A 26,548-nucleotide genomic window follows, 5' to 3' on the forward strand; every position below is an offset into this window, starting at 1 on the left:
CGTGCAGGGGCTAAAGGGATCAAAGTTTCAGTAGCAGGGCGTCTTGGCGGTGCCGAGATCGCTCGTACTGAGTGGTACCTTGAAGGTCGCGTACCGTTGCATACGCTACGTGCAAAAATCGATTACGGTTTTGCAGAAGCGCACACCACTTACGGTGTAATCGGTATCAAAGTTTGGATTTTCAAAGGTGAAGTTCTCACTAAAGGTATCCAACCAGAAGCAAAAGAATCTAAAGAAGAGCGTGGCGAAGATCAACAACGTCGTCCACGACGAAAGGCTAACTAATCATGTTGATGCCTAAACGTACAAAATATCGTAAACAAATGAAGGGGCGTAACCGAGGTTACGCAACTAACGCAAACAAACTTGATTTCGGTTCAATCGGATTCAAAGCAACGGAAGCGGGACGTATTAACTCTCGTCAAATCGAAGCGGCTCGTATTGCGGCAAACCGTCATATCAAACGTCAAGGTAAAATCTGGATCCGCGTGTTCCCGGCAAAACCATTGACTGCCAAACCACTTGAAGTGCGTATGGGTAAAGGTAAAGGTTCTGTTGATCAATGGGTAATGAACATCAAACCGGGTCGTATCATTTTTGAAATGGGTGGCGTTGAAGAGACTCTTGCGCGTGAAGCACTAGCGCTTGCGATGCAAAAACTCCCGTTCAAAACTAAAATTGTAACTGCGGAGATGAGCAATGAAATATACTGATTTGAACGGCAAAACAGCTGCTGAACTTCAAGGGATGCTCAAAGAGAAAAAGATTGAGCTTTTCACTTTGAAAATTAAGCAAAAAATGATGCAATTGACTAATACGAGCGAACTTCGCGCGGCAAAAAAAGACATTGCACGCATCAACACTGCTATGAATGCAGTGAAGTAAGGGCAGAGCTATGACACATAAACGTGAAATTCAAGGTATCGTAGTGACAAAAGCCGGCGAAAAAACAGCAACTATCGTTGTTGAGCGCCGTGTTATGCATCCACGTTACCACAAAACGGTAAAACGTTTCAAAAAATACATGATTCACGATGAGAACAACCAATTGAACGTTGGTGATGAAGTAATCGCGATTGAATGCCGACCGATCTCTAAAAGCAAATCGTTCCGCCTTAAAACTCTTGTAAAAGGGGCAGAAGCATGATTCAAAGTTTTACTCGTCTTGCGGTAGCGGACAACACAGGGGCAAAAGAGCTCATGTGTATCAAGGTTCTTGGCGGTTCAAAACGCCGTTATGCAACAGTAGGTGATGTTATCATCGCTTCTGTTAAAAAAGCGGCTCCGACCGGTAAAGTAAAAAAAGGTCAAGTAGTTACGGCGGTTGTCGTTCGTACGAAAAAAGAGGTTCACCGTGAAAACGGTTCTTTGATCCGTTTCGATGAAAATGCAGCTGTTATCCTTGATAAAAAACGTGAGCCGATCGGTACGCGTATTTTCGGACCTGTAAGCCGTGAAGTTCGTTACGCAGGTTTCATGAAAATCGTTTCATTGGCTCCGGAGGTTGTATGATGGCAAAATTTAATTTCAAAAAAGGCGACATGGTAGAAGTGATCGCCGGTGATGATAAAGGTACGAAAGCAGAAGTGCTTCAAGTAATGCCTAAGAAAAACAAAGTGCTTGTAAAAGGCGTTCGCGTTGCGAAAAAAGCGATCAAACCTAGCGAGCAAAATCCACAAGGCGGATTTATCAGCAAAGAGATGCCGGTTGATGCATCGAATGTCCGCAAAGTAGAGGCGTAATCATGGCACGACTAAAAGATAAATACTTGGCGCTCAAACCTGAGCTTCAATCAGCTCTTGGAATTGCAAACGTAATGCAAGTTCCTGCACTTGAAAAAGTGATCATCTCTGTCGGATGCGGTTTCGCAATGAAAGACAACAAATTGATCCAAAGCATTCAAGATACAATCAGCAATATTGCAGGACAACGTGCATCTGTCGTTGTAGCTAAAAAATCGGTTGCAGGTTTTAAAGTACGTGAAGGGATGCCTGTCGGTGTTAAAGTAACATTGCGCGGTGCCCAAATGTACGATTTTATGGATAAATTGATCAGTTTGTCACTTCCACGTGTTAAAGACTTCCGCGGTATTCCGCGTAACGGTTTTGACGGTCGCGGAAACTATAACTTCGGTATCACCGAGCAGTTGATTTTCCCGGAAGTAAACTATGATGATATCATGCAGATTCACGGTATGAATATCACTGTCGTAACGACTGCAACGCAAGACAAAGATGCATTCAAGCTTCTTGAAATGCTTGGTATGCCGTTCGCTAAAGGGAGAGAATAATGGCTAAGAAGTCAATGATCGCTAAAGCGGCGCGCAAACCGAAGTTTGCCGTTCGCGCTTATACACGCTGCCAGATCTGCGGACGTCCGCACTCTGTTATCAGCGATTTCGGAATTTGTCGCGTTTGCTTCCGTAAAATGGCAAACGAAGGGTTGATCCCAGGCGTTAGAAAGTCAAGCTGGTAATTCCGGCTCGATACTACTTACGACTAAGATAAGGAAAAAAAATGATTAATGATTTGATCGCGGATTCGTTGACTCGTATCCGTAATGCTGCTATGCGCAGATTGGATGTGACAACACTGGTTCACTCAAAAGTAGTAGAAGCGGTTGTCGCTATTTTGGCTGACAAAGGGTACATTGAAAGCTATAACGTTGTTGAAGACGGCGTTAAAAAAAGCATCAATGTCGTATTGAAATACGATGAAAAAGGTCGTACGGTAATCAACGAAGTAAAACGTGTCTCTAAACCGGGACGCCGTATTTACAAAGGCAAAGATGAACTTAAACGTTTCAAAAACGGTTACGGTACCATCATCGTCAGCAGTTCAAAAGGGGTTCTTCCTAACGATAAAGCGTTCGAGCTTGGCGTTGGCGGCGAAGTCCTTTGTACGATTTGGTAAGGAGATAAGATGTCACGTATTGGAAAACTTCCTATTTCTATCCCTAGCGATGTAAAAGTAACGGTTGATGGCACTGTAATCACTTTCGTGAAAGGTTCAACAACACAAGTATTGGATACTCGCGGTAACTGCGGTGTCAAATTCGAAGATAACGCTTTGACGTTCAGCACAAACTCAGACAACAGAGCGGATCGCGCGTTCTGGGGTACTTACCGTGCACTTGCGGCAAACATCGTAACCGGTTTGACAACAGGTTTTGAGAAAAAACTGGAAATCAACGGGGTCGGTTACCGTGCTGCGGTTAACGGAAACGTATTGAATCTTCAACTCGGTTTCAGCCACGATATCAACTATGATATTCCGGCAGGAATTACTATGGCAGTTGAGAAAAACGTTATCAGCATCAAAGGTGCCGATAAACAACAAGTGGGTCAGCTTGCTGCTGAAATCCGTTCATTCCGTCCACCAGAACCGTATAAAGGTAAAGGTGTTAAATATGCTGATGAGACTATCCTGCGTAAAGCCGGTAAGACATCTAAGAAATAAGGGGCGATGATATGACAGGTAAAACACTTAAAATTAAAACGGCTAAGCGTATTCAACGTAAACGCCGAATTCGCTCTAAAATCTCAGGATGCGCGGTCTTGCCACGTATTTCTGTATTCCGTTCTAACCGCTACATCAGCGCGCAAGCCATCAATGATGAAGCAGGGGTAACTCTTGCAGCGGTACACTCAAAAACTTTGGGTCTTAAAGCGAACAAAGAGGATGCTGAAAAAACAGCGGCCGCGTTTGCAAAAACCCTCAAAGATGCCGGTATCAGTGAAGTTACGTTCGATCGTAACGGTTTCTTGTATCACGGTGTCGTAAAAGCGTTTGCCGAAGCACTTCGTGCAAATGAAATCAAGTTTTAAGGGCTGATCGATGAATCCGATTAATAGAGAAGAATTTGAAGAATCGATTGTAAACATCGGTCGTGTAACAAAAGTTGTAAAAGGTGGACGTCGTTTCCGTTTTACTGCTCTTGTAGTTGTAGGGAACAAAAAAGGGACTGTAGGCTACGGTGTCGGTAAAGCGAAAGAAGTACCTGACGCTATCCGTAAAGCGGTTGACGAAGCATTCAAAAACTTGACAGAAGTGAAGATCAAAGGTACTACCATCGCTCACGACATCGAAGTCAAATACAATGCAAGCCGCATTTTGCTGAAACCGGCATCGGAAGGTACCGGGGTTATCGCCGGTGGTGCTACTCGTCCGGTTCTTGAGCTTGCAGGTATCCAAGACATCCTTACGAAGTCTTTGGGTTCTAACAATCCAAACACTGTGGTACGTGCAACAATCGATGCACTATCACGTATCAAAGGATAAGGTATGGCACTCGAAAATCTTACACCTGCTGAGGGATCAACCCACAGCAAAAAACGTCTTGGACGCGGCCAAGGAAGCGGACAAGGTAAAACTGCCGGTAAAGGGCACAAAGGTCAAAAAGCGCGTAAAGGTTACAATGAAAAACGTAACTTCGAAGGTGGACAACAACCGCTTGCTCGCCGTTTGCCGAAAATCGGATTTACTTCCGGCGTTGTAAAACCGTATGTGATCAATGTTGAAAAAGTGAAAGAAGTAGCTGAGCTTGCTGAAATCACGATGGAAACGATCCGTGGTGTACACCGCATGAAAAAATCGGTTACAAGTGTAAAACTTGTAGGCGCTAGCGCTAAAGACTTAGCATCTAAAATCAAAGACGAAAACGTTACAACAACTGGTAACTAATGAACCAACAACTTGTAAACAAGATCTTAATTACGATCGGTTTTCTCTTCATCTACCGTCTACTGGCATACGTGCCGGTACCGGGTGTTGACACGGCTGTTATTGCATCATTTTTTGACTCCCACCAAGCGGATGCACTAGGTCTGTTTAATATGTTCAGCGGTAATGCCGTACAACGTCTCTCCATCATCTCTCTGGGTATTATGCCTTATATCACCGCATCAATTATCATGGAACTTTTGGCTGCAACCTTCCCTAACTTAGCGCAAATGAAAAAAGAGCGTGACGGTATGGTCAAGTATATGCAGATTATTCGGTATGCAACCATTGCTATTACGGTAGTACAAGCAATCGGTGTCAGTATCGGTCTGCAAAGCATGACAGGAAAAGACGGCGGAAGCGCGATCCTAGTTGATCATTCTACATTCGTAACATTGGCTGTCGTCTCTATGTTGGCAGGAACGATGCTTCTTATGTGGATCGGTGAGCAGATTACCCAAAGCGGAATCGGTAACGGTGTGTCGTTGATTATTTTTGCAGGTATCGTTTCGGCGATTCCGAATGCGATTTCTCAATCAATTACAATGGTCAATACCGGTGCAATGAGTTTCCTCTCATTACTGGCGATCATTATTTTGATTATCGTGACGATTTTGGTCATTATCTATGTTGAATTGGGTGAGCGCCGTATTCCGGTAACCTATGCCAAAAAGACAATGCTTCAAAATCAAAACAAACGGGTTATGAACTATATTCCGGTTAAAGTGAATCTGTCGGGTGTAATTCCGGTTATTTTCGCATCGGCGATTTTGATGTTTCCGATGACGGTACTTTCCAGCAGTACGAACCCATATGTTCAGGCAGTGGCGGACGTATTGAATCCGCATCACTATTTCTTTAACTTTTTGACATTCCTGTTTGTCGTCTTTTTTGCGTTTTTCTATGCTTCAATCGTTTTCAACGCTAAAGATATCTCCGAAAATCTTAAGCGTCAGGGCGGATTTATCCCGGGCGTACGTCCGGGCGAATCAACTAAAGAGTTCCTGAACGAAACGGCAAGCCGTCTGACATTGACAGGGGCTATTTATTTAGGCCTTGTCGCAACATTGCCGTGGGTTGTCGTAAAAGCAATGGGAGTACCGTTCTTCTTCGGCGGAACGGCAGTTTTGATCGTAGTACAAGTCGCTCTTGACACGATGCGTCGTATCGAAGCGCAAGTCTATATGTCGAAATATCAGACTCTTAGTGCGGTAGGCCTTTAAAAAATGGCGATTGCGCTACGAAAAAACGATGAAATAGCCAAATTGCGTGCCGCGAATCAAATCGTCGGCGCCACTTTGGAACTTTTGGCTCAACACACTAAGCCCGGAGTTACCTTGAAAGAATTGGACGCTATGGCGGAAGAGTATATCCGAAGTCAGGGTGCCATTCCCTCTTTCAAAGGCCTCTACGGTTTCCCGAACGCTGTTTGCATTTCTCTCAACGAAGTGATTATCCATGGTATTCCGACCGACTATGCTTTGCAGGAAGGGGATATCGTAGGATATGACATCGGCACGAAAAAAGAGGGGTATTTCGGTGATGCGGCGATAACTGTCGGGGTCGGTGAAATCAGCAATGATGATCAGGCATTGATAGCCTGCGCTAAAGATTCTCTCTATTTTGCTGTAGAGACGATACGTGCGGATATGCGATTTAAAGAACTCTCATTAGCGATAGAAGAGTTTATTAAAGGGCGAGGATTTGTCCCGCTGAGAGGATTCTGCGGACATGGAATCGGCAAGCGGCCGCACGAAGAACCGGAAATACCGAACTATTTGGATGGAGGGAACGCCAAAGCGGGACCGAAAATCAAAAACGGTATGGTCTTTTGCATCGAGCCGATGATTTGTCATACAGAGGGAACTTCCAAAATTCTGGCTAACGGCTGGGATGTTGTAAGTACGGACGGGCTGAGAGGCTCTCATTATGAGCATACGGTTGCAATTATCAACGGTAGAGCTGAAATATTATCAATCGCGTAAAGGAAAACATATGGCAAAAGATGATGTCATTGAAGTAGACGGAAAGATCATTGAAGCGCTACCGAATGCAACGTTTCGTGTTGAGTTGCCTAACGGGCATGTGATTTTGTGCCATATCGCCGGTAAAATGCGTATGCACTATATCAAAATTCTCCCTGGAGATACGGTGAAAATCGAATTAACCCCTTATAGTCTTGATAAGGGCAGAATCACATACCGTTATAAGTAATCCCTTTTTTGAGGGGTTATACCTAAATATTTTTTGATAAGGGTTTAGACATTATGAAAAAATATTTAATCGCTCTTCTCTCCCTGCTTACAATTCTAACAGCTTCAGAACCGCAGTCGTTTTGGGAAACGTATACGGCGGCACTTCGCGGTGACAAAGTGGCTCAATTTCAGACCGGTGTGATTTACGAACGCGGCATCGGTGTCGAAGAAAACCAGACTATGGCGGCACAGTGGTATGAAAAAGCGGCCAAACAAGGCTATATAGATGCCCAGTATAATATAGCGATCATGTATACGACAGGCAGGGGTGTAAGCGAAGACAAAGGGCTGGCGATGATGTGGCTATCGCTCGCGGCAAAGCAAGGAGATAAAGAAGCCCGAAAACTTTTGCTTGAAATTATAGACGGAAAGCATGATGAGCGTCCTAAAAAAACAGCTATAGCATTTACGGAAGGTTTGACACCTATTTCTCCGGTCCGGTTAAGTACGAAAGAGGGAGCAACGGTTTGCATTGAGGGCGGAGAGTGTTCCGTGTATCCGATCAACACGACGTTGACTTCCAGAAGTAAACGGGGAAAATATTATAAAATAAGCGGAATCGGAACAGCGACGGGATGGCAGCCGTTTGCAAAAGAGGGTTGGATCGACGAAGCATCGGTAAGGGTTGTTTCTCCTAAGTAAAAAAGATACGGATACAAAGTATGAATAAAATGTGGTTGGTCGGCATCATGGGCGCGGGGTTGGCTTATTCGCAGGGAAATGTTATTGCGCAAAAAAAGCTTTGCTTGACGCATACGGCACTTGTTTGCAACAAACCGTCGCGATTAAGCGAATGTCGAAGTTACATGGAAGGCCTTTTTATCAAAAGTCAAGAAGTCAACGGTACCTATTATAAAATAAGTGAAATGGCGGATCGAAACGGTATATGGCATGCGTATGATGAAGAAGGATGGATTGATAAAAACGACGTTGCCGATGTGGAAGAAGATAATAACGTGACGGTCGTTCCGGAACGGATCAAAGCAACGACATTATTGGTGAAGAAAGCCGGGGCATTAGTATGCGAGAAGCCGAAAGAGGATACACATTGCGAACCTTACAAGGATGGAACGATTTTAACCAGTAACGCAAAATATAAGAACTACTACAAAGTAAGCGGAATCGGAACCCAAAGAGGATGGCAGCCGTTTGTAAAAGAGGGGTGGATTAAAGAAGAGAGCGTCGAAATTCGACGCTGAAAGAAATTTTATTCTTTGATGTAGCTGCAGCAGTAGTCGCTGATGGTTTTGACTTTTAGATTAAACGAACTGTTGGCCGGAACTTCGAAGCTTTCAGGGCCGACAATCGTGATCCATGCCTCTGAAGCCGGAAGCTGGATATCCATTTCGCCGCTCATGATCTCCATAATCTCTTTATCGCCCGTACCGAACGTGTATTCTCCCGGAGCCATGATCCCAAGAGTTTTGATGCTTCCGTCGGCAAAATGAACCGTACGGCTGGTAACTTTTCCGTCAAAATAGACATTGGCTTTTTTGTCGATGGTAACATTGGTGAATTGTGACATGATTACGTATCCTTTAGAAATAGTGGCGCAATTATAGCGGATTGATCTCTTTCTTGATCTTTTTAGGGAGATGGGCAAAGGGAAAATCGGAGATGATTTTGGTCTCACCCCCCTCTTTGATCTCTACTTCCAAATCCATTGATTCTCGTTTCATCGAAATAAGGGTGATGGTTCGCCCCCCCTCTTCATAGCTGATTTTACGAGGAGCAAGTTGGATGATAGCATTACGTTTATGCGGTCTATATCCCATAGATTCCATTCTCCTGTACCGTTATTTTTTTAGCATCGACAAGTTGGGTCAAGGCCGCTTTGAAATTTTTCTTGCTGAGGCCGAACGTTTTTTGAATTAACTCGGGATCACTTTTGTAGTTATACGGGAGCATTCCTCCATTTGCTTGGATCATAGAGAGAATTTTATCCGCGGCACCGGAAGCTTTCGCTTTTCCGACCATCTGCAAAGAGAGATCGAGTTTGCCGTCGGGACGTAAAAGTTTGACAAATCCGTTTTTGATCTGTCCGACACGGACATCTTCAAAAATCTCATTGGCGTATATCATCCCCTCGTATTTATGATCGACAATTACTTTGTATCCCATAGGGGTTTTGGCAATAATCATAAATTCTACGGGCGTGTTAGGATAAAAATTCTTCGGAGGAGTCTCTAATGCACCGCTTATTTTTTCCGTTCCGACGAGGCGGTTTGTCTGCTCATCGAGGACGACACGGACGAGGCGCTTTTCCCCGACGGCGAAGGGGCGTTTTTGAAGGGCTTTGGGGACAAAAAGATCTTTCGGCAATCCCCAGTCCACGAATGCACCGATACTGTTCGTATCGACGACTTCCACAAAGGCGATTTCACCGAGCATAGCTTTGGGGGTAGCAGTTGTCGCGACAGGTCGGTCTTCACTGTCGGTATAGACAAATACATCGATCGTATCGCCGACATGCATTGCATCGGTGACGTATTGGTTCGGTAGTAAGATATCGCTCTCATCCAGTGCGCGTAAGAAAAGCCCCGGCACCGTAGAGCGGTCGATAACGAGGATATTGATCTCCCCGATGCGTAGTGTTTCATTCATGATGCAATTATAGCTGAGAATGGCTGTGTGGAGATAGAGTCTGGAGTATTAGTTCATAATTAAATGGAATGTTTTTTGCTTGAAAACGTTAATAAATATTTACTGGAAATCAAATTCGCCCTCGATATTTTCAAAAACTATAAAATCTACGATTCGATTAATGTAAAGGGGTAATTATGATCGTGACTTCCTCAGCAAATTCAGCACAAGTTTACGCAGGCAACAAAACCGCAGCGACTAAAGCTACGTCGACGTATGAAAGTACAGTAGCTACTGAGCAAGACTCATCAAGCAATGAGTCTGTAAAAACGCAAAATAATGAAGAACCAGTAAAAGCAACTACAGAGGTTCAAAATGAAACCAATGAGCAATTAACAACACAGCAAGAATTGGAAATAAAGCAACAAGCGGCACAGACTGTGAGCGAAATGGAAGAGACCCCACTTGCTACGGCTATACAAGAAAGTTCGCAAACGCAAAATGCCGAAGAAACACAAGTACCGGATAAAATGGCACAAATGGAAGAGAAATACAAAGATATCTACACCCCTATGCCTGAAAAATTTTCTCAAGAGATAGAGGATTTACAAACAAAACTGATAAGAGAGAGATATCCGGATTATCTTACACTAGAAGAGGTTCTTAAAAAATATGCTGTACCAATTGAAAGCCCAACTCCAGAGGCTGAGGCGAAAGCAAAAGCTCTGCAAGACGAAAAGATAGCAGAATCTCTGAAAACGGAAGGTCCGAATTATTACAACGGCGGTTTACCACGAGATGAAGAGAGGGAGGCATTTATACGTTCGGTAATGGCAGCACATCCGAATAACACAATGGATAAATACTTTGACCTCTCAAACTCTCCGCAAAGAGCGAGGGCTTACAATGCTGCAGTGTATGAGGGTTTGGAAGCCGGTGAGAGCTTGGATGTTACACGCGCAAAGGCTTCGCAAGTACGAGATACTTACATTGACAACACTGAATTGGGTCAAAAGATGTTTGACCGCTCAAGAGCCTTTTTCCATAAGTATTATGATGAGGTGGATAGAAGAACCGAAGAAGCTAAAAAAATCATGGAAAGAGATGGAATTCTTCAACTTCAAAAAGAAGATAACTCCATCAAATATGACGGAACAGTTCTTGATCTAAGAGAGTATGGATTCGATAGAAAGATATCAACATTTACGTTGTCTAAAAGTAACACAGCCATGGTTGCTTCCCTGCAAGAACAAACCAAATTTTTTGACTTTATACTCAAAAATCAAGATCTCGTAAAGGGTAAATACAATGAACTTGATGAAAAGTATAAACAACAAAATAGTTTTAACGATACGGTTATAACACCGGTTAAAGAGGCTCTTCCGATTGCCCAAAGAGCCTTGGAAGTTTTTAGCCAATATAAAATTTATGACAACTAATTAATCAGCCGTACATATCAATTTTTGCATTATTCGCGTCAAACGTATTAAGAGTGCTCATGCCGCTTAAAAAATCTGGGTTCTGGGACATCTGTTCTTTGAGGTAAAGACCCTGTTGGCGAAATACTTCTTGTTGCGTTTTTTCATCATCCTTGGAGAGGATACTATATAAGCCGATGTTGTAGTTTTGGAGGCGGGATTCGTCGTTTAGTTCAGGATGATCCTCTAACAAGTCCTCGTGAAATTCTTGGGTATCATCGATGATCTGTTGGCGATAATTGGAACCGAATTCGTCGCTTAACCCTTCAACTAGCGTAACTGTACCGTCGAGATTTGCATCCATTTGGAGGGTGTGGTCGAGTTCCTTTTCGACGGTGTTTTCGAATTCGGTGTATTGTGATGTCGTAATATTTCGGTGATAAGTGGTGTCTGTTTCAAAGAGGTGATGGGCATCGGGAGTGCGATCCAAACTCTGATAGTTAGCTCCCATCGCCGCATTGACCTGAACCACTTTTTTCCCAAGATAATCATAGTCACGTTGCCGTTCAAAGCCGATGGTAAGTGATTGCGCTTCGTCTCCCTCAATCCGACCGTTCCTATCTGTATCGGCTTTGTCGTAGTTTCGGTTTTGGCGGATGTCCTTCATCCATCCGGCGACAAAATTTTCCGCCGCCCCGTTTAGCCGCAACACACCGTCTTTACGTTCAAAAAAGTTGTTACTGTCGCCGAACTTCTCTTTGAGACTATCGATTGTTTTTTTGGAAAGATCAAATGTCAGTACTTCACCCGTTCCCATCGGATCACGAATAGCGACGAGTTGATTCAAATCGTCAGTAGAACCGTCCGAATGGGTGATGTAGGTGTGTTTGGAGGTATCGACGGCAAATTTTTCATGTTGAAGTTCGTCGAGGGTGAGTTTTTTAAAATTGGCAGAGGATGAGCGGTAGACGTCCCCCTCGACCGAGATTTTCGTAGGCTCTTTTTTGAGTTGTTGCAACTCATCATTTGTATAGACTTTTGGTGTCATCGATTGGTGGGATTCAATGCGAAATGTAGAAGGAGAAATAGAAATACCCATACCGAACCTCAAATGTTTATCGATTAGTACAATATCGGACGATGCAAGTAAAACTAAAGGGAGTTCTACACAGAGAAAAATGTATCTTTATGTATGCTATAATGCGTATATATTATGCGCATGGAGTGTGCAGTGACAGCAATTTATAATCCAAATGCCCCAAAAAAATCGGCAAACCTGAGTATCAACAGTGATTTACTGCAGCAAGCAAAAGAGTTGAAAATAAATCTTTCAAAATCATTGGAAGAGGCTTTAACAGAAAAAATTATCGAGCAAAAAGAAAGAATGTGGCTGAGGGAGAATAAAAGCGCGATTGACGACTATAATCAACGCGTTCAGAAATTAGGTGTATTTAGTAATGGATTGAGACGGTTCTGATGGCGCAGTTTGACGTTTATCGAAATCCTAATCCAGAAAGTAATACCGCAATCCCTTATCTTTTAGATATTCAGACAGATTTACTAAGTGTACTTACTACATGTGTTGTCGTACCTTTGATGAGACAAGAGAATCCTATTAAACACTTAAATCCGTTGTTTGAGATCAATGGAGAAAATATAATAATGTTAACGCAGGAAATAGCAGGTATTGAACGCGCTGCTCTGGGAGAAAAAATTAGCTCTTTAAAAGAGTATCGAAGTAAGATTATCCCAGCTCTTGATTTTCTAGTGAGTGGATTTTAATGCGCATTATTATCACAGGAGCGAGCAGCGGTTTAGGTGAAGCGTTAGCGCTTCATTATGCCACGAAAGAGAATCAGCTTGTACTGATCGCCCGCAGAGAAGATCGATTGGAAGCGGTAGCTCACGGGTGCCGCGACAAAGGGGCTGAGGTGGAGACGATTGTCGCCGATGTGAATGATTTTAGTCGTATGAAAGAGATCGGGATATGTTTGCGTGAAAAGCCGATTGACCGTATCATCTTTAATGCGGGAGTATCGGTTGGACACAGTGGAGGAATAACGCCGTTTGAAGATTTCGAACGGCTGTTTAAAACCAATTTTCTCAGCATCCATGCATTGTTGGAACCGATAATCCCTAGACTGATTGAACAAAAAACGGGTGATATCGTTTTTATCTCTTCTCTCGCGTCACTCTTTACGATGCCGACCTCTATAGCTTACAGCAGTTCCAAACGGGCTGTCAATGCGTATGCAGAGGGGTTGCACTATCAGTTGAAACCGTATGGAATTCATGTTATGACGATCCTGCCGGGATTTATCGATTCGGAGATGACACAAAAAAATCGCTTTAAGATGCCGTTTTTTATGTCGACTGAGCAAGGGATAAAGCGGATCACCCATGCGATTGAACGGAAAAAAATACGGTACGCTTTCCCTTTTAGGTTTTACTTAATGATTCGAATTGTCTCGTTACTTCCGCAGTCCTTAAGAGACAAAATTGTAAACTTCACTAATTTTAAAAAGGGTGCATAACCCGTACTATCAAGGAAATATCCGATGGTAATCGACAGTGTTTGTACCTATTGCGGTGTTGGATGCGATATTTCTGCGGATGTTGAAGACAACAAAATCCAGAAGATTTTTGCCAAAGAAGAGGGAACGGTTTCCCAGGGGCGTTTGTGTATCAAAGGGAAACAGGGATGGGATTTTGTTACTCATCCCAAGCGGCTTAGAAATGCCCGTGTCCGGAAATCCTTTCTAGCTAAAAATGCGACATTGTTCGCGGATTTGGATATGGATTATCTCGAACCGGTGGATCATGACTTTTATGAAATCAGTTACGAGAGCGCCTATGAATTGGCGGCACGCAAGCTCAAATCGATTACCGATACGTACGGTTCCCATTCGTTTGCGGCGATCGGCGGTGCCCGCACGAGCTGCGAGAGTTCGTATCTGTTTCAGCATTTCACCCGCCATGTCGTCGGTTCCCCTCATGTCGATAACTGTGCCCGCGTCTGCCACTCTCCTTCACTCAAAGGGATGCGTACGACGATCGGAGAAGGGGCGGCGACAAATCCGTTCGACGATATTTACGAGACCGAATTTATGGTTGTCATGGGGAGCAATACCACCGAAGGACACCCGATCGTTGCGAATCGGATGCTCGATGTCATCAAACAGAAAAATGTCGAACTGTCGGTATTGGATGTTCGCCGTATTCAACTCTCCAAATCGGCGACGCATCATCTAAGCATTCCATACGAATCGAATCTGATGATTCTTAATATGATGGCGTATGTCATCTTGTCAGAGGATTTGGTTAATAAAGAATTCGTCTATTCCCGTACCAAAGGGTATGAGGAGTACAAAAGCGCTATTTTGAACGACCCGTACGCAAATCCTGAATTTCTATTGCAAATCCCGGGGTATGAATCGTTGGTCGAAGAGATTCGCAGTGTCGCCCGCAAATATGCGACACGCAAAAGCCTATTTTTCTGGGGACTTGGCATTACGGAGCATCTGGACGGATCGTATGCCGTTATGGCAATTACCCACCTCGCGATGTTGACGGGCAATATCGGCAAGCGCGGTGCCGGATTGATGCCGCTTCGGGGACAGAACAACGTGCAGGGGACATGCGATGTAGGAATGCTTCCGTATTATGCCCCTGATTATCAGCCTCCCAAAGAAGTAGGGATGATGACGCCCGATCTGATCGATGCCATGATCGAAGGAAAGATTAAAGCTCTATACAACATCAGTGAAGATATCGCCCATATCCATCCGAATCAAAACAAGATTCATTCCGCGCTTGGAAATCTGGATCTGCTGATCGTAAACGAATTGTTTGATAATGAGATCACCAAATTCGCCGACATTATTTTCGGCGTTAAAAGTGCGTATGAAAAGACGGGGGTCTATGTGAATGCCGAACGGCGGCTTCACCTCTCCCAGCCGCTCGTCAATGTGATGATGCCCGATGACTGGGAAGTCATCGCCGAGATATCCAAACGTTACGGAACCGATTTCGGATTTAAAACGTCTCGGGATGTTTGGGAGAGAGTGCGTATTGACGCCCCGAACCGTTTCGGCGGAGCGAGTTATGAGAAACTCGAAACCAACCGTTTGCAGGGGCTGCAATGGCCGGTGCAGGAAGAGGATACTCCTGTCTTGCATCTGAAAGATTTTCGGACGAAAGACGGTCTTGGAAGCTTCCGCTACAAACAATATGAACCGCGCGAGCAGGTAGCCGAACTGTTGAACAAACCGGAATATGAGGGGTATTACCTGACAACCGGACGGGTTTTGGTCCATTACAACAACGCCGCTCAGACCAATGCCTGTGAAAAACTCCATCGCAGCCACAGTGAAGATATCTTGCTGGTGAGCGTGGAGGACGAAGAATTTTTCGAATACAAAGATTTCGTCGTACTGAAAAGTATGTACGGGCAAAGTGCTCCGTTACGGGTCAAAGTGAGTTCCACCGTTAAAAAAGGGACGTTGTTTACGACCTTTCACCACTCCTCCAGCCGGATTAATTTCTTATTCGGCGATGAATCGGACGAGCTGATTAAAACAGCACGTTTTAAATCGATCAAAGTCGAGGTGATCAAACCCGACTATCTGGAGTAGGGATGCATACCCGTGCAAAAGGCAATCTTGCCGAAGAACGCGGGTGTGAATATCTGCGTAAACGAGGATTGCGAATCATCGATCGAAACGTGTATAACCGCTTCGGAGAGATTGATATCATAGCAATGGACGGACAGAATGTCCTTCATTTTGTTGAGGTCAAAAGCGCCCAGAGTTACGAACAGGCCATTTATAATATCACCGTATCCAAACTGCAAAAACTTACCCGCACGATTCAAACCTATCTCCAGCACAAAAAACTGACTTTCGATTATTGTATCGATGCTATGATCGTCAGTGAGGAAGGGGTAGACTGGATTGAAAATATTACCCTCTAAGATGTTGTTGTTTTAATTTGTAATTTTTACATTAAATAAGATATACTTATTGCTATTTATTTTCGTTATAGAGGGGTTCAGCTATGAATAGACCTGTTCCGACAAATATAGAGATAAAGTTTGAAGGCGGTAATATGATTACCGAGACTGATCTTCGCGGTAGAATAACGTATGTAAATCGATTGTTTGTTCAGATGTCAGGATATGATAAAGATGAATTGATAGGAAAACCGCATTCAATTATTCGTCATCCGGATATGCCAAAATGTTGTTTTCACCAAATGTGGGATACTGTTCAACAGGGTTATGCATGGGAAGGATATGTTAAAAATCTTCGTAAAGATGGTGCGTATTATTGGGTAATTGTGACTGTGACACCCAAATTCGATGCTGATGGTAAATTATGCGGTTACATTGCTGTGCGCAAACCTCCAGGGGAATTAACACTTGAAGAGATGAAAGTAAAATATATGCAAATGATGGAACACGAGACGTGTAAAAATGAATCGAGAAGTTATATTCCGGAAATCTTCGTCCAGATGCAAGAGGGATAAAAAAGACGCTGGCTGAGAAAAAATGTGAGAGTTATGTAATAAGTCATTTTAAAGATTGTGAAGATATAATGACTGAACATAAATATACGTAACGAGGGAAAACAATGGCTAAATACGTTGAACTAACAGTATCTAATTTTGATGAAATGACCAAAGAGGGTGTATCATTGGTTGATTTCTGGGCTCCTTGGTGCGGACCTTGCCGTATGATCGCTCCTGTGATCGAAGAGTTGGCGGCAGAGTATGAAGGAAAAGCAAAAATCTGTAAAGTAAATACCGATGAAGAGCAAGACATCGCCGTAAAATACGGTATCCGTTCTATTCCTACCATTCTTTTCTTCAAAAACGGTGAAGTGGTTGAGCAAATGGTCGGAGCTGCTTCTAAACAAGCATTTGCCGATAAACTAAACGCACTTCTCTAAGAATCTTCGTGGCGGCGGGTAAGACGAAAAGTCTTTTTTCCCTCTCCACGTTGCTCGCTTCTTTTTTTGGTGCGGCTATGATAGCAGCCGCATTCGCATACTTCAACTACAAATTTTCAGAATACAAATTTATCGATTTTCATGATTGGGTTTTTTATCAGGAGAAGGCGATTTTTACTCCGACAGAGCCGTATTATATTGTCGTGTTGTATAGCTCCAACGTTCCCGGGGCCGTAGAAAAATTGATGCGTGAAAAAGCCAAATATCCGATTTTAGCCATCGATTATTACCAAAAAGCCCCTCCATCCAACCGCAATGTTATATTTTTACGAAGCGGTACGAACACGACTTTAAAATTCATACAGCGGTTTAATGTTTACCATTCCCCAACCGTTTTCACTATCAAAAAAAACAAAGAGACCCTTTATAAACAAGACAGTATGATACGCGAACTTGATACGCTTGAAGGGGTTTTAACAGGCGTTTGAGCTGAGTTAAAACGGTCTTTCATTATGTTATTAGAAGGAAGAATGATGTTGGATTGCGCGATTATCGGAGGCGGACCTGCAGGTTTGACGGCAGGACTTTATACAACACGCGGAGGATTGGATAGCGTTACAATGTTCGAAAAAGGGATGCCCGGCGGACAGATTACGATGAGTTCGGAGATCGAAAATTATCCAGGTGTCACCGGTCATATTACGGGAATGGACTTGATGATCCCGTGGCCGGAGCAGTGTCAACGTTTTGGTTTGAAACATGAGATGTCGGAAGTTACGCAGGTCGCTCGACGTGAGGACGGCATTTTTCTCATCCTAAAATCAGACGGTACAAAAGAGGAGGCGAAAAGTGTGATCGTGTGCACAGGGTCTACTCCGAAACGTGCCGGTTTTATCGGTGAAGATGCTTTTTTCGGACGAGGTGTAAGTACTTGCGCAACCTGCGATGGATTTTTTTACAAGAACAAAGAAGTAGCGGTTGTCGGCGGCGGAGATACGGCATTGGAAGAGGCTCTTTATCTGGCAAAAATCTGTACGAAAGTCTATCTGATCCATCGTCGTGATACGTTCCGTTCTGCACCGAATACGATTGCACGGGTCAAAAGTACCGAAAATATAGAACTGGTTTTGAATGCGGTTCCCGAAGAGGTTATCGGAGACACGCTGGGCGTAACCGGTATTCGCGTAGCGCTGAAGGACGGTTCTACGCGTCAAATTGATGTGCCGGGCGTATTCGTTTTTGTCGGAAACAATGTGAACAATCAGGTGTTGCTTCAAGAAGACGGTACTTTTTTATGTGAAATGACTTCGTGGGGCGAAGTTAAAGTGGATTTAAATATGAAAACATCGGTTCCCGGTTTGTTCGCTGCCGGAGACATGCGCGAGTCGGCTCCGAAACAGGTCGTCTGTGCTGCAGGTGACGGTGCGGTTGCGGCATTGGGAGCAATCGCATTTGTGGACGGACATCAATAGCGTTTAAACACTATAAGGGTAAAATACCTAACAGAATATTTTTGTCTCGCTGAGACAGTAGGTCTGAGAGATTATCTCTTTGGCGTTTAAAATAGAGAAAATAGGGATTATCCATTATGATAAGAGCAGGTGTATTCGGCGCTGGCGGGCGTGTGGGAAAATTGTTGATTGAGGATCTCCGCCATGAGAGCGAGATTTCATTGGGTGCCGTGTATGTGCGTAATGAACTCAATTTTTCAATCGATCCATCGGTTTTGGTAACCAATGATATGGCAACGTTATTAAAAGGGAGCGATGTGATCATCGATTTCTCTCTTCCCGACGCGACACAGGCATTATTGGAACAGGCAATCGAACACCCTAAGCCGCTGGTTATCGGGACAACAGGTTTGGACACTCATCAGATGAACCTTTTGAAAACGGCAAGCGAATCGATGCCGATCCTGTATGCGACCAACATGTCGCTGGGGGTTGCGCTACTCAATAAGCTGGTTCATATCGCTTCGAAAACCCTCGAAGGGTTCGATATCGAGATCGTTGAACAGCATCACCGCCATAAAAAAGATGCTCCCAGCGGTACGGCATTGACATTGGCTCATTCGGCCGCGGCAGGGAGAAATCTCGATTTGGATGCCGTACGTGTCAGCGGGCGCAACGGTAACATCGGAGAGCGTACGAAAGATGAAATTGCGGTGATGGCTCTTCGAGGCGGGGATATCGTCGGACGTCATACGGTTGGGTTTTACAATGAGGGAGAGTTCATTGAACTGCACCATACCGCGACCAGCCGTAATACTTTCTCCAAAGGGGCGATTCGTGCGGCAAAATGGTTGGCCGGAAAACCAAACGGCCTATACGCAATCAGCGATTGCTTGGAACTTGCATAAGGAAACAGAGTGCGTAGCTTAAATGAAAAATGTGCGGTAGTAGGTATTTTTGATCATCCGGAAGCGTCGAAATTGGCGTATTTCTCCCTTCATGCGCTTCAGCATCGGGGACAGGAAGCCGCGGGAATCAGTACCGGAGACGGCACGAAATTGTATACGATTAAGGATCGCGGTCTTGTAACGCAGGTCTTCGATACCCAAAAACTCAATACGCTCAAAGGGCATATGGCGATCGGGCATACCCGCTATTCGACGGCAGGGGATGACTCGATCTTGGATGCACAGCCGGTATTCGCACGATACGACTTGGGTGAAATGTCGATTGTGCATAACGGAAATCTTACCAATGCCAAAGAGGTTCGCGATGCTCTGATCAAAAAAGGGGCGATTTTTCAAACGTTTATGGATACCGAGAATCTGATCCATCTGATCGCCAAAAGCGATCAACACCATTTGACGGATCGAATCATCGACGCGGTTAAAAAAATCGAGGGTGCGTATTCGTTGATTTTCCTGAGCCGTACGAAAATGTTTGCGATGCGCGATCCGCACGGTTTTCGTCCTCTCAGCCTCGGGCGTGTAGGAGACGGTTATGTCGTCGCTTCGGAGACGTGTGCTTTCGATCTGATCGGTGCTGAATATATCCGTGACGTTGAACCGGGCGAATTGCTGATTTTTGAAAAAGGAAAAGCGCCCAAATCGATTAAAGTATTCGAGCCGACTCCAAAACATTGTATTTTTGAATACGTCTATTTTGCCCGTCCTGACTCGAACGTATACGGACAAAACGTATACGAAATGCGTAAAGCGATGGGAAAAGAGCTGGCTAAAGAGCAGCCTATCGAAGCCGATATGGTCGTTCCTGTACCTGATGGCGGTGTTCCTGCTGCGATCGGCTACTCACAGCAAAGCGGCATCCCGTATGAGATGGCGATTATGCGCAATCACTATATCGGGCGTACGTTTATCGAACCGACGCAGGAGATGCGCGATTTGAAAGTGAAGATGAAACTCTCTCCGATCGAGCGTTTGATCAAAGGAAAACGCTTAATCGTCGTCGATGACTCGATCGTACGCGGTACGACAAGCCGTCAGATCGTACGGATGCTCAAAGCCGCCGGTGCGGCGGAAGTGCATATGCGTATTTCCAGCCCGCCGACAACCGATCCGTGTTATTACGGTGTCGATACTCCGGATAAAGAAAAACTGATCGCAGCCAATATGACGAATGAAGAGATCTGCGCCTTTATTGAAGCCGATTCGTTAGGGTATTTGAGTAATGAAGCACTATTGAGCAGTGTAAACGGCAAAGAAGAAAATTATTGTACTGCCTGTTTTACCGGCAAATATATCATTTAAGGTCCGCTGGATGCGGGAGCAGATTTTCACATTCGGGCAATATCTGCACCGACGATTTGGGACCAAAGTATCGAAAGTTCCTATCTCTATCTCCGGATTTACCTGCCCGAACATCGACGGAACCGTCGCAAAGGGGGGGTGCACCTTTTGCGAAAACGACTCTTTTAGCCCGAGTTTGGATCGGGCTCGTGAACTAAAAGGGTTTTTCCTAAAGATGGATTCTCTCGAAAATCCTCACCTCGAACAACAATTGCGACAGCTCGAATGGCAGTTTGATGCCACTTCCAAGCGGCTGGCTCATGAACACGGAGCTGAAAAATATCTGGTCTATTTTCAAAGTTTTACGAATACTTATGCCCCTTTCGCAACCCTCAAAGCGCTCTATGATAAGGCGCTGCACTTTGAAAATGTCGTAGGACTCAGTATCGGAACCCGTTCTGACAGTATCTCAGACGAAACATTCGCATATCTTGCCGAACTTTCAACACAAACCGAGATATGGCTGGAATTCGGTATTCAATCGATTTACGATGAAACGCTTCGACGGATCAATCGGGGACATGACAGCGAGAATGTGAAAGAAGCCATTCGTAAAGCGAAATCGTACGGATTGAACGTATGCGGACATCTTATCTTCGGATTGCCCGGAGAGACAAAGGATATGATGCTGGAGACGGCAAAGGAGGCGTATGCCCTCGGGATCGATTCGGTGAAGTATCATCCATTGTATGTCGTAAAACGTACGGCGCTAGCAAACGAATACGCACGCGGTGAATTTGAGCCGATAACGCAGGATCTTTATTTGGAGGTTCTCAAGGAAGCCCTTTTAGCAAAACCGCCCCATGTCAGTGTCCAACGCATCAGTGCGGGCATTGACGATGAGACGTTGATCGCACCGCAATGGTGCCGGGAAAAAAACGGGCAGTTCCGTGCCATTAATGAAGCGCTTAAGGAAGTGGGATTAAAGTATTAGCCTATCAGTGGGCGAAGATACGGGTAAACTGCGTAACCCCTTTAAAATAAGGCGGATAATCAAAAACGACGCGAAATCGGCGTGATTCTCCGGGTTTAAGATTTTCGGCTAATATCGGTGTTTCGATGAGGGTTTGAGGCTGATAATCTTTAGATGCATTTCCGAACATATCCGCAAAGCCGCTCGCTTTAAAAAAGTTACCCCCTTTGACATTGCCGCTGACATGTCCGCGATTAACCAGTTTAATCTCCAGTTCGACTTTTCCGATAGTGTAGCTTCCTTCGTTTTTGACGACGCCGGTAAATACGATCTGTTCGGTTTGAAGCAGACGATGATTGTCCAGATTGTAGACTTTTGCTATCTTCGTATATTTATCCAATGCCATCATTACGATAAAACCGACCATGAGGTTGACAAGCAGCGAGGAAAAAATAATCGAATTTCGTATCGAAGAACGCTGCTCGTTAAATGCTAACAAGACGGTGATCAAAAAAACGAGTAAACCGATTAAAAGGGCAGAGTAATGCCATATAGTCAAATAAGTACTCATCGGCACTCTCCTTTTAGAGTTAGATTATAGTCTTTAGTATATCGGAACGGTTCGACAAAAAGTTTAAACGGTACCGATTTTCCCGGGTCGATTCGGACCTGAAGTTTTAGGGAACTTTTTTTGAACGGAAGATACGGATAAAGCGGATCGATGTATTTGTTGTGTGTGACTTTATAAACGCCTGCGTGCAGCGTACACTCTTTAAAAGGGCGTTTGGAGGTGTTGTTGATATCCCCTTTGATTAAAAGGGCCTCTGTGAACTCCAGGGCTTTAACCTCGTGTATAATGATGGTGTGTTTGAAGAGATAATGATGCAATGCGATATATCCGCCCACCGGTCCCGCAGTCAATACCCCAAAAGCGACTAAAACTAGGAATATGGCTAACCCCATTTTCTTACGGAATGCGATCGCGAGTGTCAGCAACAGGATAAAAAGGATAAAAATACCCCCGAACAGGAGGTAATCGTAGATCAGGAGATGGTGGATAAAATCGATGATTTGTGCTTTCATGAAGGCCTTGAGTTTTTCTCTGCAATTCCGCTGGTACCGACACGACGGGCGAGTTCTTGTTTAATTCGATCCGGCGATATCCCTTTGTGTCCGAGGGCGACCAATACGTGATACACTAAATCGGCACATTCGTAAATAATTTCATTTTCATTATCGTCTTTGACCGCAAACGCAAATTCTCCGGCCTCTTCCACCACTTTTTTCAATATAGCGTTGTCCCCTTTGGAGAGGAGTTTGGCGGTCCATGAAGTGGATGGATCGGCATTTTTGCGTGAAAGGATCGTGTGATAAAGTTCATCGATGATTCCATATGCCGCTGTGGTATCGATTTGCGGATCGCTGATGGTTTCATCGGAGACGATGTCGGTAAAGAAACACGATTTACGTCCGGTGTGACAGGCAACACCTTCTTGGCGCACTATGATGAGGAGGGTATCGTTATCGCAGTCAAGTAAAAAACGTTCGATGTGCTGCAAGTGACCGCTGGATTCCCCCTTTTTCCAGAGCCGTTTTTTGGATCGGGAATAATAGTGTGCGATTCGTGTGGACAAAGAGAGTTCCAGTGCTTCACGGTTCATGTAGGCCATCATGAGCACTTCCAGTGAGGAGGAGTCTTGAACGATGACGGGAAGAAGCTCCGATTTTTGCCAATCAATAAGATCGAGATTCATGGTATGCCTTTAGCAAGTGTTTATGTCGATCCCACGGATGGAACCGGGATAAGCACTCCCGAAAGGGAGGGTTATTTGACCGAACTCACTTTTTGGGTGCTCTCGGTTTTCATATCGACCCAGATGTTAGGAGTCGAACCTCCGGGAGTCAAAAAGATTTTGGCATCTTTATTTTCTTTGAGGGCTTCGTTGAATTTTCCTTGAACTTGAATTTGTTCAAGTTTGAGCAAGCCCGGTGTGAGTGAGTCGGCAATCAAACGATTCGCTTTGGCCTGTGCCTGTGCCTGGATTGTAATAGCATTTGCCGTACCTTGTGCTTCCGTCTCTTTTTTGAACGCTTCTTGTTTCGCCCGTTCGACATCTTGTTGGGCACGCTCTACCTCTTGTTTCGCTACTTGTACGCGTTCGATCTGGTCTTTTACTTTTTGAGGAAGACCGATCTCACGAAGCTGGATCGATTCAAGCTGGGCAGGAGCATTTTTTTGCCCCTCAACGGTATTGCGGATACCGACTTCGATTTTTTGTGCGATCGCATTACGCATAATCGGCAGATTTTCCGCTTCGTATTGACCGACGACATTTCGGACGATATCACGGGCTACCGGATCGATGATTTTATCTTCCCAGCTAAATCCCCAATTTGAAATCGTTTGCGCCGCCAATTGCGGATTAAGACGATATTGAACGGTCAGTTCGATGGAGACGGGAAGCCCTCGTTTGTCCAAAACGGTAATCGCCGGTTTGAGAACGATACCGTCACCTGCCGTCGATGCACGGTCGATTTTATCGGCGTAGTTGATAATTCGCACTTTAGTATCGACCAAATAGACCTTTTGGATAAAAGGGATGAGGAAGTGAAGCCCCGGTAGTAGGGAACGTTCTTCGTATTTTCCGTTGGTGGATAAAATTCCCCGTTCCCCTTCGGTGATGATGATGAACGGTTTGGCCAAAACAAAAAGTAAAACAATTCCGCCGATAATCCATAACAACCCCGCTTTTTGGCTGTTCATATTAAAATCAAATTTAGGCGGTTTCGGGGGTTGAAATCCTCCCCCTTTTTGGCTCTCATTTTTTTTCTTGTTAAAGTAGTCGTTCATATCACTTGCCATAGGTAAGTCCTTTTTTTGATTCAAATAAACGTCGAAATAGTATTTTCCCGATGTTTAGTATTTCGCGGCAGGTATACCCTGCGCGTCTTTAGTTGATATATGTCAGATAATGGTCGTAATCGGGATTACGTCCGTAGACAATGTCAAAATAACCGCTTTGGAGTTTTTCGGTGATCGTTCCGCGCGATCCGGCACCCAATACGCGTGCATCGACTTCGCGTACCGGAGTCAGTTCGGCAGCGGTTCCGGTGAGGAACGCTTCATCCGCGATATAGATCTCTTCGCGGCTGATACGGCGTCGTACAACGGTGATCCCCATGTTTTCCGCCATTTCGATAACGGTTTTTTGGGTAATAGAAGCGAGAGAATTATCATTTGGAGGGGTAATCAACTCCCCGTCTTTTACCATAAAAAATGAGGCGCCGCTTGCTTCGGCGACATATCCTTCGTCATCCAAGAGCAACGCTTCGTCGTATCCCGCCTCTACCGCTTCGTATTTGGCCATTTGCGAATTCAGATAGTTTGCAACTGCTTTGGCTTTACCCATATTGGATTTATTGTTCGGGCGGCTGAAAGAGGAGATTTTTAAACGAATCCCTTTGCGAAGACCTTCTTCCCCGAGATAAGCGCCCCATTCCCATGCGGCGATAGCGGTTTCGACGGGAGCTTGTTTGTGGTAAACCCCCATGACGCCGTAACCGAGGTAAACGATCGGACGGAGATAGACGTTTTCTCCGGTAAATTCGTTGGCACGCAAAAGTTCGATTTGCGCAGCGTTGAGCTCTTCAACCGTATAGGGAACGTTCAATAGGGTCATTTTGGCAGATTCGAGAAGACGTTTAGTGTGGTCGTTCAAACGAAAAATTGCGTACCCTTTCGGGGTTTTATACGCTTTCGTCCCTTCGATAGCGCCGTTTCCGTAGTGCAGCGTGTGGGCAAGGACGTGAATTTTCGCGTCGTTCCATGGTACAAGTTTACCGTTCATCCAAATAAATTTGGCTTCGTTCATGGGGGAGTTCTCCAAAAGAAAAATTGGGTGATTTTAGCGTGAAAGGGGTTTAATGTTTATTAAGAAGTTTGCTAAAGCGCGGTTTACTGCGCGTGGGCATCTCGCCGAGGGAAACAAAGCGTTAGCGTAGCCGGACGGAGTTCACTTCCGTCCGCGTATAAAATTAATGTGATGGAGTATTGATCATCCAGATTGAGAAAACGTCGATGTAATCCCAAAAGGATTGGATATATTCGGGATTGATCCCTTCGTCTTCGAGTTTAGGGAGCAGTACGCTATAAAATTCGAGCCATCGGCGGCGTGCCGGTTCGTCGATTCGAAACGGAGCATGACGACCTACCATACGGGGCTCTCCGCGTGTTTGGGCGAAGTAATCCGGGCCTCCGCAAATTTGGATAAAAAAATCGGCGGCATGTTTTTTTGCCGCTGCAAAATCTTCTTCGTCATTGACGGGGAATAAAAAGGCGATATCGCTGTTGCGAATCATCTCATAGTGGTCGTCGACCAGTATGCGAAAACGCTCTTCTCCTACTTGGAAAAAGAAGCCGGGATGAGGCTTTGTCACCGGAGGTCTGACACCTAGGACTCCGTCTGTAATCGTCAAATTCATAAGCATTTCCTCTGTGTAATATGGGACACATTCTAAGAAGTTCTTAAAAAGAATTACCTTAAAAGGAACCGTTCTCTCTGATTTTAGGTGATGATTTGTATAATTGAAACATATTTTTGAGCGGAGAGATCGGGATGGATGCAAATGTATGGATGGGTTCGACTGAGATCCGTAAATCGCAGTACGTAGAACGATTCAGCCCGTATGACGGCAGAGTGGTTTCGCGTGCGGCTCAATGCGATGCGGAAGATGCGCGCAATGCTCTTGTATTAGCGCAAAAGGCGGCTAAAGCGGCGAAGCGGATTCCGCTGCATCAGCGGTGTCATTGGTTGTTGGATGTGGCGCAAAAGCTGAAAGAGGAACGCGAAATCTTTGCCCAAACTGTATGTGACGAGGTCGGAAAACCGATTACCTTTGCACGAAGAGATCGGAAGAGCACACGTCTGAACTCCAGTCACATTCCTTTATCTC

The 26,548-nt window shown here is 44.8% G+C and carries 41 protein-coding genes; 31 read left to right on the forward strand and 10 right to left on the reverse strand.

Annotated elements, in window-relative coordinates:
* From rpsC to Q0389_RS05080, 18 genes are all read left to right on the forward strand, one after another.
* The coding region (rpsC, locus tag Q0389_RS04995) for a 30S ribosomal protein S3 (RefSeq protein ID WP_298692243.1) at positions 1-285 on the forward strand (285 nt) is incomplete at its 5' end.
* 2 nt (positions 286-287) lie between these two features.
* Positions 288-713, forward strand: a complete 426-nt coding sequence (gene rplP, locus Q0389_RS05000; protein WP_298692245.1) for a 50S ribosomal protein L16 — start codon at positions 288-290, stop codon at positions 711-713.
* On the forward strand, positions 700-885 hold the full coding sequence (gene rpmC / locus Q0389_RS05005; protein WP_294915663.1) for a 50S ribosomal protein L29: 186 nt from the start codon (positions 700-702) through the stop codon (positions 883-885). Before rplP ends, rpmC begins: the two co-directional genes overlap by 14 nt.
* A 10-nt stretch (positions 886-895) precedes the next feature.
* On the forward strand, positions 896-1,147 hold the full coding sequence (gene rpsQ / locus Q0389_RS05010) for a 30S ribosomal protein S17 (protein ID WP_298692246.1): 252 nt from the start codon (positions 896-898) through the stop codon (positions 1,145-1,147).
* Entirely contained in the window at positions 1,144-1,512 is a 369-nt protein-coding gene (gene rplN / locus Q0389_RS05015) for a 50S ribosomal protein L14 (RefSeq protein ID WP_298692248.1), read from the forward strand. Before rpsQ ends, rplN begins: the two co-directional genes overlap by 4 nt.
* On the forward strand, positions 1,512-1,742 hold the full coding sequence (gene rplX, locus Q0389_RS05020; RefSeq protein ID WP_298692319.1) for a 50S ribosomal protein L24: 231 nt from the start codon (positions 1,512-1,514) through the stop codon (positions 1,740-1,742). The genes rplN and rplX overlap by 1 nt, the downstream gene beginning before the upstream one ends.
* Before the next feature lie 2 nt (positions 1,743-1,744).
* Positions 1,745-2,290 (forward strand): 50S ribosomal protein L5, encoded by a 546-nt coding sequence (gene rplE, locus Q0389_RS05025; RefSeq protein ID WP_298692250.1) that lies wholly within the window; start codon positions 1,745-1,747, stop codon positions 2,288-2,290.
* Positions 2,290-2,475 (forward strand): type Z 30S ribosomal protein S14, encoded by a 186-nt coding sequence (locus tag Q0389_RS05030; RefSeq protein ID WP_037949667.1) that lies wholly within the window; start codon positions 2,290-2,292, stop codon positions 2,473-2,475. The genes rplE and Q0389_RS05030 overlap by 1 nt, the downstream gene beginning before the upstream one ends.
* A gap of 41 nt (positions 2,476-2,516) precedes the next feature.
* Positions 2,517-2,912 carry a 30S ribosomal protein S8 gene (rpsH, locus tag Q0389_RS05035; RefSeq protein ID WP_298692252.1) on the forward strand — a complete coding sequence of 132 codons (396 nt, stop codon included), beginning with the start codon at positions 2,517-2,519 and terminating at the stop codon, positions 2,910-2,912.
* A gap of 9 nt (positions 2,913-2,921) precedes the next feature.
* Positions 2,922-3,458, forward strand: a complete 537-nt coding sequence (gene rplF, locus Q0389_RS05040) for a 50S ribosomal protein L6 (protein WP_298692254.1) — start codon at positions 2,922-2,924, stop codon at positions 3,456-3,458.
* A gap of 11 nt (positions 3,459-3,469) precedes the next feature.
* The gene (gene rplR, locus Q0389_RS05045) at positions 3,470-3,826 is read left to right on the forward strand and encodes a 50S ribosomal protein L18 (RefSeq protein WP_298692256.1); all 357 of its coding nucleotides are present in this window, start codon (positions 3,470-3,472) and stop codon (positions 3,824-3,826) included.
* A gap of 10 nt (positions 3,827-3,836) precedes the next feature.
* Positions 3,837-4,280 (forward strand): 30S ribosomal protein S5, encoded by a 444-nt coding sequence (gene rpsE / locus Q0389_RS05050; protein ID WP_037949659.1) that lies wholly within the window; start codon positions 3,837-3,839, stop codon positions 4,278-4,280.
* A 3-nt stretch (positions 4,281-4,283) separates the two neighbouring features.
* Entirely contained in the window at positions 4,284-4,682 is a 399-nt protein-coding gene (gene rplO, locus Q0389_RS05055) for a 50S ribosomal protein L15 (RefSeq protein WP_298692258.1), read from the forward strand.
* Positions 4,682-5,944 (forward strand): preprotein translocase subunit SecY, encoded by a 1,263-nt coding sequence (secY, locus tag Q0389_RS05060; protein WP_298692263.1) that lies wholly within the window; start codon positions 4,682-4,684, stop codon positions 5,942-5,944. Before rplO ends, secY begins: the two co-directional genes overlap by 1 nt.
* Before the next feature lie 3 nt (positions 5,945-5,947).
* Complete coding sequence (gene map / locus Q0389_RS05065) at positions 5,948-6,706, forward strand: type I methionyl aminopeptidase (RefSeq protein ID WP_298692265.1); 759 nt, start codon at positions 5,948-5,950, stop codon at positions 6,704-6,706.
* Between the two features lie 10 nt (positions 6,707-6,716).
* Entirely contained in the window at positions 6,717-6,935 is a 219-nt protein-coding gene (gene infA, locus Q0389_RS05070; protein ID WP_013459075.1) for a translation initiation factor IF-1, read from the forward strand.
* Positions 6,936-6,988: 53 nt separating this feature from the next.
* Positions 6,989-7,618 carry a tetratricopeptide repeat protein gene (locus Q0389_RS05075; protein WP_298692267.1) on the forward strand — a complete coding sequence of 210 codons (630 nt, stop codon included), beginning with the start codon at positions 6,989-6,991 and terminating at the stop codon, positions 7,616-7,618.
* 20 nt (positions 7,619-7,638) lie between these two features.
* Positions 7,639-8,175 carry a hypothetical protein gene (locus Q0389_RS05080; RefSeq protein WP_298692268.1) on the forward strand — a complete coding sequence of 179 codons (537 nt, stop codon included), beginning with the start codon at positions 7,639-7,641 and terminating at the stop codon, positions 8,173-8,175.
* 8 nt (positions 8,176-8,183) lie between these two features.
* Here the strand turns inward: Q0389_RS05080 and Q0389_RS05085 are convergent, their stop codons facing one another.
* The 3 genes from Q0389_RS05085 to Q0389_RS05095 are packed head-to-tail and all read right to left on the reverse strand — an operon-like array spanning position 8,184 to position 9,580.
* Positions 8,184-8,501, reverse strand: coding sequence for a pyrimidine/purine nucleoside phosphorylase (locus Q0389_RS05085; protein WP_298692270.1), 318 nt, complete (start codon positions 8,499-8,501; stop codon positions 8,184-8,186).
* A gap of 31 nt (positions 8,502-8,532) precedes the next feature.
* Entirely contained in the window at positions 8,533-8,751 is a 219-nt protein-coding gene (locus tag Q0389_RS05090) for a hypothetical protein (protein WP_298692272.1), read from the reverse strand.
* Positions 8,741-9,580: a S1-like domain-containing RNA-binding protein gene (locus Q0389_RS05095; RefSeq protein WP_298692274.1), complete on the reverse strand. Its 840-nt coding sequence runs from the start codon at positions 9,578-9,580 to the stop codon at positions 8,741-8,743. Before Q0389_RS05095 ends, Q0389_RS05090 begins: the two co-directional genes overlap by 11 nt.
* A gap of 176 nt (positions 9,581-9,756) precedes the next feature.
* On the opposite strand from Q0389_RS05095, the gene Q0389_RS05100 reads away from it, so the two are divergent.
* Positions 9,757-10,998, forward strand: coding sequence for a hypothetical protein (locus tag Q0389_RS05100; RefSeq protein WP_298692276.1), 1,242 nt, complete (start codon positions 9,757-9,759; stop codon positions 10,996-10,998).
* A 4-nt stretch (positions 10,999-11,002) separates the two neighbouring features.
* On the opposite strand, the gene Q0389_RS05105 is transcribed toward Q0389_RS05100, so the two are convergent.
* Entirely contained in the window at positions 11,003-12,076 is a 1,074-nt protein-coding gene (locus Q0389_RS05105; protein ID WP_298692279.1) for a hypothetical protein, read from the reverse strand.
* A gap of 132 nt (positions 12,077-12,208) precedes the next feature.
* Between Q0389_RS05105 and Q0389_RS05110 the strand changes: the two genes are divergently transcribed.
* The 12 genes from Q0389_RS05110 (at position 12,209) to Q0389_RS05165 (ending at position 21,616) form a co-directional block, all read left to right on the forward strand.
* On the forward strand, positions 12,209-12,454 hold the full coding sequence (locus Q0389_RS05110; protein ID WP_298692282.1) for a type II toxin-antitoxin system CcdA family antitoxin: 246 nt from the start codon (positions 12,209-12,211) through the stop codon (positions 12,452-12,454).
* Entirely contained in the window at positions 12,454-12,759 is a 306-nt protein-coding gene (locus tag Q0389_RS05115) for a CcdB family protein (RefSeq protein WP_298692285.1), read from the forward strand. Before Q0389_RS05110 ends, Q0389_RS05115 begins: the two co-directional genes overlap by 1 nt.
* Positions 12,759-13,511, forward strand: coding sequence for an SDR family NAD(P)-dependent oxidoreductase (locus Q0389_RS05120; RefSeq protein ID WP_298692287.1), 753 nt, complete (start codon positions 12,759-12,761; stop codon positions 13,509-13,511). The genes Q0389_RS05115 and Q0389_RS05120 overlap by 1 nt, the downstream gene beginning before the upstream one ends.
* A 24-nt stretch (positions 13,512-13,535) precedes the next feature.
* A complete protein-coding gene (locus Q0389_RS05125; RefSeq protein ID WP_298692289.1) occupies positions 13,536-15,611 on the forward strand; it encodes a molybdopterin-dependent oxidoreductase in 2,076 nt (691 codons plus the stop codon).
* A gap of 2 nt (positions 15,612-15,613) precedes the next feature.
* Positions 15,614-15,949, forward strand: a complete 336-nt coding sequence (locus tag Q0389_RS05130; RefSeq protein ID WP_298692291.1) for a YraN family protein — start codon at positions 15,614-15,616, stop codon at positions 15,947-15,949.
* Between the two features lie 83 nt (positions 15,950-16,032).
* Entirely contained in the window at positions 16,033-16,503 is a 471-nt protein-coding gene (locus Q0389_RS05135; protein WP_298692293.1) for a PAS domain-containing protein, read from the forward strand.
* Positions 16,504-16,607: 104 nt separating this feature from the next.
* Positions 16,608-16,925, forward strand: a complete 318-nt coding sequence (trxA, locus tag Q0389_RS05140) for a thioredoxin (protein ID WP_298692295.1) — start codon at positions 16,608-16,610, stop codon at positions 16,923-16,925.
* A gap of 8 nt (positions 16,926-16,933) precedes the next feature.
* On the forward strand, positions 16,934-17,413 hold the full coding sequence (locus Q0389_RS05145) for a hypothetical protein (protein WP_298692298.1): 480 nt from the start codon (positions 16,934-16,936) through the stop codon (positions 17,411-17,413).
* A 45-nt stretch (positions 17,414-17,458) separates the two neighbouring features.
* Entirely contained in the window at positions 17,459-18,397 is a 939-nt protein-coding gene (trxB, locus tag Q0389_RS05150; RefSeq protein ID WP_298692300.1) for a thioredoxin-disulfide reductase, read from the forward strand.
* A gap of 116 nt (positions 18,398-18,513) precedes the next feature.
* A complete protein-coding gene (gene dapB, locus Q0389_RS05155) occupies positions 18,514-19,284 on the forward strand; it encodes a 4-hydroxy-tetrahydrodipicolinate reductase (RefSeq protein WP_298692302.1) in 771 nt (256 codons plus the stop codon).
* A 9-nt stretch (positions 19,285-19,293) separates the two neighbouring features.
* Positions 19,294-20,643 (forward strand): amidophosphoribosyltransferase, encoded by a 1,350-nt coding sequence (purF, locus tag Q0389_RS05160; protein WP_298692304.1) that lies wholly within the window; start codon positions 19,294-19,296, stop codon positions 20,641-20,643.
* A gap of 10 nt (positions 20,644-20,653) precedes the next feature.
* A complete protein-coding gene (locus Q0389_RS05165) occupies positions 20,654-21,616 on the forward strand; it encodes a TIGR01212 family radical SAM protein (RefSeq protein WP_298692306.1) in 963 nt (320 codons plus the stop codon).
* A gap of 4 nt (positions 21,617-21,620) precedes the next feature.
* On the opposite strand, the gene Q0389_RS05170 is transcribed toward Q0389_RS05165, so the two are convergent.
* From Q0389_RS05170 to Q0389_RS05195, 6 genes are all read right to left on the reverse strand, one after another.
* Positions 21,621-22,166: a DUF2393 family protein gene (locus Q0389_RS05170; protein WP_298692307.1), complete on the reverse strand. Its 546-nt coding sequence runs from the start codon at positions 22,164-22,166 to the stop codon at positions 21,621-21,623.
* A complete protein-coding gene (locus tag Q0389_RS05175; protein ID WP_298692308.1) occupies positions 22,163-22,678 on the reverse strand; it encodes a DUF2393 family protein in 516 nt (171 codons plus the stop codon). The genes Q0389_RS05170 and Q0389_RS05175 overlap by 4 nt, the downstream gene beginning before the upstream one ends.
* Positions 22,675-23,349: a bifunctional phosphoribosyl-AMP cyclohydrolase/phosphoribosyl-ATP diphosphatase HisIE gene (hisIE, locus tag Q0389_RS05180; protein WP_298692309.1), complete on the reverse strand. Its 675-nt coding sequence runs from the start codon at positions 23,347-23,349 to the stop codon at positions 22,675-22,677. The genes Q0389_RS05175 and hisIE overlap by 4 nt, the downstream gene beginning before the upstream one ends.
* A 71-nt stretch (positions 23,350-23,420) precedes the next feature.
* Positions 23,421-24,458, reverse strand: coding sequence for a prohibitin family protein (locus Q0389_RS05185; RefSeq protein ID WP_298692310.1), 1,038 nt, complete (start codon positions 24,456-24,458; stop codon positions 23,421-23,423).
* 88 nt (positions 24,459-24,546) lie between these two features.
* A complete protein-coding gene (locus Q0389_RS05190; RefSeq protein ID WP_298692312.1) occupies positions 24,547-25,467 on the reverse strand; it encodes a branched-chain amino acid transaminase in 921 nt (306 codons plus the stop codon).
* 163 nt (positions 25,468-25,630) lie between these two features.
* Complete coding sequence (locus Q0389_RS05195) at positions 25,631-26,077, reverse strand: globin (protein ID WP_298692315.1); 447 nt, start codon at positions 26,075-26,077, stop codon at positions 25,631-25,633.
* Between the last annotated feature and the right edge of the window lie 471 nt (positions 26,078-26,548).

The organism is uncultured Sulfuricurvum sp. (genome assembly GCF_937936435.1).
In the GTDB taxonomy this organism is placed as follows: domain Bacteria; phylum Campylobacterota; class Campylobacteria; order Campylobacterales; family Sulfurimonadaceae; genus Sulfuricurvum.